At 57.7% G+C, this 6,821-nt stretch carries 5 protein-coding genes; 3 read left to right on the top strand and 2 right to left on the bottom strand.

Going from position 1 to position 6,821, the window contains the following annotated elements; genetic code table 11:
* Nucleotides 1–177 precede the first annotated feature (177 nt).
* Nucleotides 178–1,446, top strand: a complete 1,269-nt coding sequence (locus tag JFT66_RS25755; protein ID WP_198860391.1) for a DUF2254 domain-containing protein — start codon at nucleotides 178–180, stop codon at nucleotides 1,444–1,446.
* A gap of 29 nt (nucleotides 1,447–1,475) precedes the next feature.
* Here JFT66_RS25755 and JFT66_RS25750 read toward each other — a convergent pair whose 3' ends face one another.
* Entirely contained in the window at nucleotides 1,476–2,714 is a 1,239-nt protein-coding gene (locus JFT66_RS25750) for a cation:proton antiporter (protein WP_198860390.1), read from the bottom strand.
* A 262-nt stretch (nucleotides 2,715–2,976) separates the two neighbouring features.
* Here JFT66_RS25750 and JFT66_RS25745 point away from each other — a divergent pair, with 262 nt between their 5' ends.
* Together JFT66_RS25745 and JFT66_RS25740 are read left to right on the top strand one after the other, a co-directional pair.
* Nucleotides 2,977–4,860 (top strand): DUF294 nucleotidyltransferase-like domain-containing protein, encoded by a 1,884-nt coding sequence (locus JFT66_RS25745; protein ID WP_198860389.1) that lies wholly within the window; start codon nucleotides 2,977–2,979, stop codon nucleotides 4,858–4,860.
* Complete coding sequence (locus tag JFT66_RS25740; protein ID WP_198860388.1) at nucleotides 4,857–5,576, top strand: 3'-5' exonuclease; 720 nt, start codon at nucleotides 4,857–4,859, stop codon at nucleotides 5,574–5,576. Before JFT66_RS25745 ends, JFT66_RS25740 begins: the two co-directional genes overlap by 4 nt.
* A gap of 25 nt (nucleotides 5,577–5,601) precedes the next feature.
* Here JFT66_RS25740 and JFT66_RS25735 read toward each other — a convergent pair whose 3' ends face one another.
* Complete coding sequence (locus JFT66_RS25735; protein ID WP_198860387.1) at nucleotides 5,602–6,750, bottom strand: mechanosensitive ion channel family protein; 1,149 nt, start codon at nucleotides 6,748–6,750, stop codon at nucleotides 5,602–5,604.
* Nucleotides 6,751–6,821 lie beyond the last annotated feature (71 nt).

Genomic DNA, 6,821 nt, shown 5'->3' with positions numbered 1-6,821 from the left:
GGGGTCCGGGTGGCGAAAACGTAAGAAATACTCGTCGAATTGATTGTTTTTTGATCATTTGGCGAGTTTAAAAGTTGCGCTAGGTGGTATGCCGGGGAAATACATGGCTACTTCAGACCATCCTTAGTTGGTGCAGATATCATCCAACTTACCCTCACGTAACAGCGGAGTTTCGCAATGGTTGCTCGGTGGCAATGGCTATTGATTCGCACGACCAGACGTCTGTGGTTCAGAGCGGGACTGTTTTCCCTATTGGGCGTTGTCACGGCGTTGCTGGCTGTCGTTCTCAGAGACCACATTCCTATAGACCTGCCTGGCAAGATAGGCGCCGATGCCGTCGACAAGATTCTGGGCATCATCGCGTCCAGCATGCTGGCCGTGACGACGTTTTCTCTAAGTACCATGGTCACGGCCTATGGAGCAGCCAGCACGGGCACCACCCCGCGCGCCACAACACTGGTCATGGAGGACTCGACCACTCAGAACGCGCTGTCGACCTTTATTGGCTCCTTTCTGTTTAGCCTGGTCGGCATCATCGCTCTAAGCACGGGTGCGTATGGCGCTCAGGGCCGGGTTATCTTGTTCGCGGTCACACTCGCCGTGGTGGTACTGATCGTCTACACCTTGCTGCGATGGATCGACCATCTGTCCAGGCTTGGCCGGGTAGGTGAGACGATCGACCGAGTCGAGGCCGCCACCATCAGTGCGCTCACGGAACGCCGCCAACTGCCTTACCTAGGCGGATGCGCCTACCCGGAGCCTCCGGGTCAGGTGCTGCCACTGCTCCCGATCCGCAGTCGAGAGGTGGGCTACGTGCAGCACATCGACGTGCCTGCGCTGGACGCTTTCGCACAGAAACATGCTGCGCTTATTTATCTTGAGATACTGCCGGGCAGCTTCATAAACGAGGGCGAGCTGCTGGCACAGGTAATGAGAACGAGCACAGAACCGCTGGATGAACCTCACGTGAGGCAAATCCTGTCCGCTATCTCCCTTGGCGTTCGTAGAACCTTCGAGCATGACCCTCGCTTTGGTTTGTCCGTATTGTCGGAGATCGCATCAAGGGCGCTTTCGCCCGCCGTAAATGACCCGGGCACGGCAATCGATGTCATTGGCAGGGGAATTCGCGCGTTCAATGCACAGGCCAGGTCTGGGACGCTGGAAAAGCCTGAAGCACAGTGCAGTTGCGTGCATGTGCGCGGGCTTTCAATAGAGGATATGTTCGATGATTTCTTCTCACCGATTGCGCGTGACGGCTCAGCGCTCATTGAGGTGAACGTTCGTCTCGTCAAAGCGCTCGCAAGCCTGGCGCACGCCAGTCCGGTGTTATATGCCGCCGTGTGCGCACGTCACATCGGGGTCATCCTGGAACGGGCGGAGGCGGCGATGACGCTTGATAGTGACAAGGCGCGGTTGCGCGCGTGCATTGCCGCTGCGCTCCCGTGATATCCGCCCTCGGCCCTGGTGACCCGCGCTCATTTCCTGCACGGGATCACGCGCTTCACCAATGTTCCAATACTCATGCCCTGAACCAGGATGGAGAACACCACGACCATGTAGGTCAGCGATACGACCACGTCCCGGGCAGGACCCGGAGGAAGCGACAGCGCCAGCGCTACTGATATACCTCCCCTTAATCCGCCCCAGGTCATCACGCTCCAGGCGCCGGCAGGCAGCTTAAAGCGTCTGCCCAGCGCTGCGACGGGAGCACCAACCGTCAGCAGCCTGGCGAGCAATGTCAGCACGATAACGGCCAGACCTGTGACAGCAAGCGAGCTTGAGAAGTGAATCAGCACCACTTCCAGGCCAATGAGCACAAAAAGAACCGCATTGAGTATTTCGTCAATCAACTGCCAGAACATGTCAATGTTTCTCTCGGTTTCTTCCGACATTGCATAGGAGCGGCCTTGATTACCGACAATCAGGCCCATTACCACCATCGCCAGCGGACCTGAGACGTGCAGATGAGTCGCGAGGGCGTAGCCGCCAAGGACTGCGGCCAGGGTGATGAGCACCTCTTCCTGATAGCTGTCGATGCTTTTGAGCATTCGGTAGGTGATGTAGCCCAGCACTGCACCGACCAGTGCGCCGCCGCCGGCCTCCTCGACCAGCAGTTGTGAGGCGCCAAGTACCGAGGGCGCGTCACCACTGACAATCATCGCCAGGATGAGCGAAAACAGAACGACGCTGACGCCGTCGTTGAACAGCGATTCGCCCGAGATCACCAGCTCGACGCTTGCGGGTGCACCTGCTGACTTCAAAATGCCCATTACCGCGATGGGGTCCGTTGGAGAGATGAGCGCACCGAATACCAGGCAGTATGAAAGGGGCAGAGCCAGGTCAGTAAGGGAGAGCAGCGCCCACAGCGCAAAACCAATGAACAGTGTCGAAACCGTCGTTCCAACGACCGCCAGTGATGCAACTTGCCATCGGTAGGCACGCAGCTGTGATAAGTCTACGTGTAGTGCGCCAGCGAACAGCAGCAGCGATAACATGCCTTGCATCAACAGCTCTGAAAAGTCGATGGACTCCACCAGTGAGGTTTCGAATGTATGCAACGCTTCAAAGCCCAGTCCACTGAGCGCCATGTTCACGAGCGAAAGCGCCAGCGCAATGCTCATTACGCCAATGGCGGGCGGCAAACCCACATACCGTCTGTTGAGAAACGCTAGCACCGCGGTGATGCTGAGAAATACTGCGACCGTGTCCAGCATCGTTTACAAGCTCCATGTATGAAGAGGATAAGGGCGTTGCGGTGAAGTGCGACGCATCCGATATGAGGGGCAAGCTGCGCAGCAAAGGTTCAACGTTAACATGGGCAAATCACATCCCACGCTAGGTTAGGCATTTCAGTTCCCTTGAGTGTCAGACTTGTCGCTCGCAAAAAGATCTGATCCCTTGGCAATGATGTTATGCAGCTTCAGCATCTTTGATGAGGCAAAGCTCTAGCCTTGGTCCCGCTCGATATGAGGTTTCATGCAAGTTGAATTAGAAGAGATCAGCAACCATCTTTGCCGCTTCGCCCCCTTCGACGCCCTGCCAAGGGAAGTGATCGACACCATTGCGCGGCGGACTGAAGTCAGCTACTTCAAAGCCGGCAGCGAGATTCTTGAGGCCGGGGCGACCATTCAGGACCTGCACTACGTTCGCAGCGGTGCGGTTGAGATCTACCGCCGCAACGGCGAGTTGTATAACCGGCTGGTCGAGGGCGACATTTTCGGCCAGGCGGGGCTGCTGCGAAGTAACAAAGTGCGCTTTCCAGCGAGAGCGCTCGAAGACAGCCTCATCTATTTCATTCCGGCAGATGTATTCGCCGAACTGTGCGGGCATCACGATGCGTTCGCGGATTTTGTCGAGGCCGAGGGCCACTCCAGGCTCAAGTCGGCTGTGGAGGCCCAGGGGCGTGCCAGCGAATTGATTCAACTTCGATGTCGCGCGTTGCTGTCGAGATCACTGGTTTGGGTCGCCTCTGACGCCTGTGTGAGGGATGCTGCCAGAATCATGGCTGAGCAAAGCGTGGCGTGTGTGGTGGTGATGACGACGCCTGCCGAGCAGGAAACCCCAGAAATCTGCGGCATTGTGACTGACCGGGACCTGCGTACGCGGGTCGTGGCAGCCGGGCTCGACGGCGAGCAAACTTCCGTCAGCGACATCATGACAAAGGACCCTGTGTCGATCGATGCTGACGAGTCGGTTTTCGAGGCCATGCTGGTGATGCTGCGGCGTAACATTCACCACTTGCCTGTGCTGAGGGATGGCCGGCCGGCGGGGCTGATCAATCTGTCGGACATCATCCGCTACGAGTCTCATAGCAGCTTGTATCTGGTCAGCAGGATATCCAACCAGACCTCCGTACAAGGCCTGCAATCTCTGCTGACGGACCTGAGAGGTACCTACATTCGTATGGTCCGCGATGGCGCTACGGCTCACATGATCGGCAGCGCGATCTCTGGAATCGGCAGGGCATTTACCCAGCGCCTGCTTGAACTGGCCGAAAAGAAATACGGCCCGCCGCCAGTGCCTTACTGTTTTATGGTGCTGGGTTCGATGGCTCGAGACGAGCAACTGCTGGTGACGGATCAGGACAATGCGCTCGTCCTGGACGATAGCTACGACGCGACCCTGCACGACGCCTATTTTCGCAGCCTGGCGACCTTCGTCAGCGATGGGCTGGCCGCATGCGGCTACACCTATTGCAAGGGCGGCATCATGGCGACCAATGAGCAATGGCGCCAACCCCTCAGTGTGTGGCGAAATTACTTTCGGCAGTGGATGGAAAAACCGAGCCCCTCGGCCCTATTGCACAGTTGCATCTTTTTTGATTTAGACGGGGTTTACGGGAAGCTCGACCTTATTCACGAACTCAAGTTACTGTGCGCCGGCAAATCCTTGTCCAGCCCTGGATTTCTGAGCGCACTGGCAAGGATTGCGCTCAACCGTACCCCGCCTTTGGGTTTCTTTCGCACGTTTGTCGTCGAAACGGACGGCGAGCAAAAACGCATCATCAACCTCAAAGGTCGGGGAACAGCGCCGCTGACCGATCTTATCCGTATCCACGCACTGGCCTGCGGCAGCCTGGCGCAGAACTCCTTTGATCGCCTGGACGCTATTGCTGCTGCCGGCGTGATGCAACCCGATGCCGTGAAACACTTGAGGTATGCCCTTGAGTTCCTGTCCATGGTACGCATCCGGCATCAGGCAGATGCGTTGGAGCACGGCATGACGCCTGACAACTACATCGAGCCCGAGCGTTTCACTCACAGTGAACGGCACAATCTCAAAGAAGCGTTCCAAGTGCTTAGCAACGGTCAGAACTTCCTGCGCTTTCGGTATCCGCCCAAGGGACGATTGCCAAAATGACAATAGCCCACCCCAGCGCTGATGCCGTTCTGGACTGGCCGGCCAGGTTCGACGAGTTGTCACAGCAAGCGAGCCATCCCGCGCTGCAGCGCTTTTATCGGGCGGGTGTGGTGGCTGCACACACGCCTGTAGAAGACGTGCATTTTCTGGCACTGGACGTGGAAACCACAGGCCTTGATGCGCAATCACACAGCATTATCAGCATCGGTATGCTGCCGTTTACCCTCCGGCGTATTCAGTGCCAGCATGCGCACTACCAGGTCATACAGCCCGTTTCAGAACTGAGCGGAAAATCCGTCACGTTCCACCACATCACCCACGCAGAAGTTGCCAACGCGCCAACATTCGGGGCGGTCTACGAGACGCTTCTGAACGCGATGACCGGGAAGGTGATAGTCGTCCATTACCGCAACATCGAACGTGCATTCCTCAATCAGGCATTTCTGGAATATCTGGGCGAAGGGCTACAATTCCCGGTTATCGACACGATGCAACTTGAGGCCCGACTGCACAGACAGAAGCCCGGCTGGCTGGGGCGGCTGTTGCGCCGTCCTCAACTGTCCATCCGCCTGGCCGACAGCCGGGCCCGGTACAACCTGCCGATGTACCACGCCCACCATGCCCTCACCGATGCACTGGCGGCGGCCGAACTATTGCAGGCTCAGGTCGCGACGCACCACGGCCCCTCAACGCCTCTCGGATCGCTTTGGAGCTAAGCGGCGCAGCGGACGTCTTGATCGGTCAATGGTCAGTCCTGTCAGGACGGTTAGCAGTCTGCTCACGAGCCCCGGTCGCGTAACTGTCCAGCGTCTCCCTGGCCGGGACGCTTTCGATGAACACCGTGCGGGAAGGGTGGGCAAAGGTCACGCCCAATTCGGCAAAGGCGTCGACAATGGCCAGGTTAATGGCTTGTTGGACGTCCATGTACACGTTGTAGCTAGGGTCGAGCACGATGTAGACCGTTTCAAATTCCAGAGCACTGCTACCGAAGTTGCGGAAATGGCAGCGGTCAAAGCGTGCGAGTTTTTGCTGCCGGATAATGCCTTCGATACGTTGCGGGACCTCGCGAATCTGTTGAGCTGAACAGCCGTAGGTCAGCGCCAGCTCGAACACAATTCGGCGCTCCTGCAGACGCTTGTAGTTCTGAATCGTGCTCCCGATCATCTCGGCATTCGCCATGACAATCTGCTCACCTCCCAGGCTGCGGATGCGCGTGGTCTTCAGGCCGACATGCTCGACGGTTCCTGAGAGCGAGCCGACTACAATGAAATCACCCACCTCGAACGGCTTGTCGACTGCGATGGACAACGAGGCGAAGACGTCAGCCAGGATGTTCTGCACCGCCAGTGCAACCGCGATACCTCCCACACCCAGGCTGGCAACAAAGGCGGTGATGTTAACGCCGACGTTGGACAGCATCGCCAACACGACAACCACCCATAGGAAAACCTTGGCGCCCCACAAACTCAAGGTTGCCAGCGCGCTTCCCTGATAGGTATCTGCAGTGCTGTGCCTGCGAAAGTAGCGGGCAAGTGCCAGTGCCAGGGCTCGATTGACCCACAACCCGACTTGCAAAGCCGCGACCACGAACCAGAGGCTGCTGACACGCCCCAGCCAGCGCTCGGGTAAATCCAGAACCCCGACTCCGATGAGGATCGAGGCCAGCAACAGCAACGTATTACTGGTGCCCGACAACACCTCGACAGCGATGCGACTCAGGTGCGCGTTCGGCTGGGCCGACTGCTGCCTGAGTCGTCTCAGGAAGAAGCCGATTACCGTCCTTGCCAGCACAAAGCTGACGACGATCAACGACCCCGCAAAAATCCAGTTGGCTAATGAGATGCCCAGAAATGTGTAATTGACGAAAAAGCTGACTACGTCTTGAAACATGCGGTCCTCTGTCTGATGCACGAGCGCACCCTGGATGGGATGCGCTTGTGCGGTTGAGCGTGGGGGGAAGG

The sequence above is a fragment of the Pseudomonas sp. MF6755 genome, assembly GCF_016405635.1.
In the GTDB taxonomy this organism is placed as follows: Bacteria; Pseudomonadota; Gammaproteobacteria; order Pseudomonadales; family Pseudomonadaceae; genus Aquipseudomonas; species Aquipseudomonas haemolytica.
This window is presented reverse-complemented; position numbering and strand designations above follow the sequence as displayed.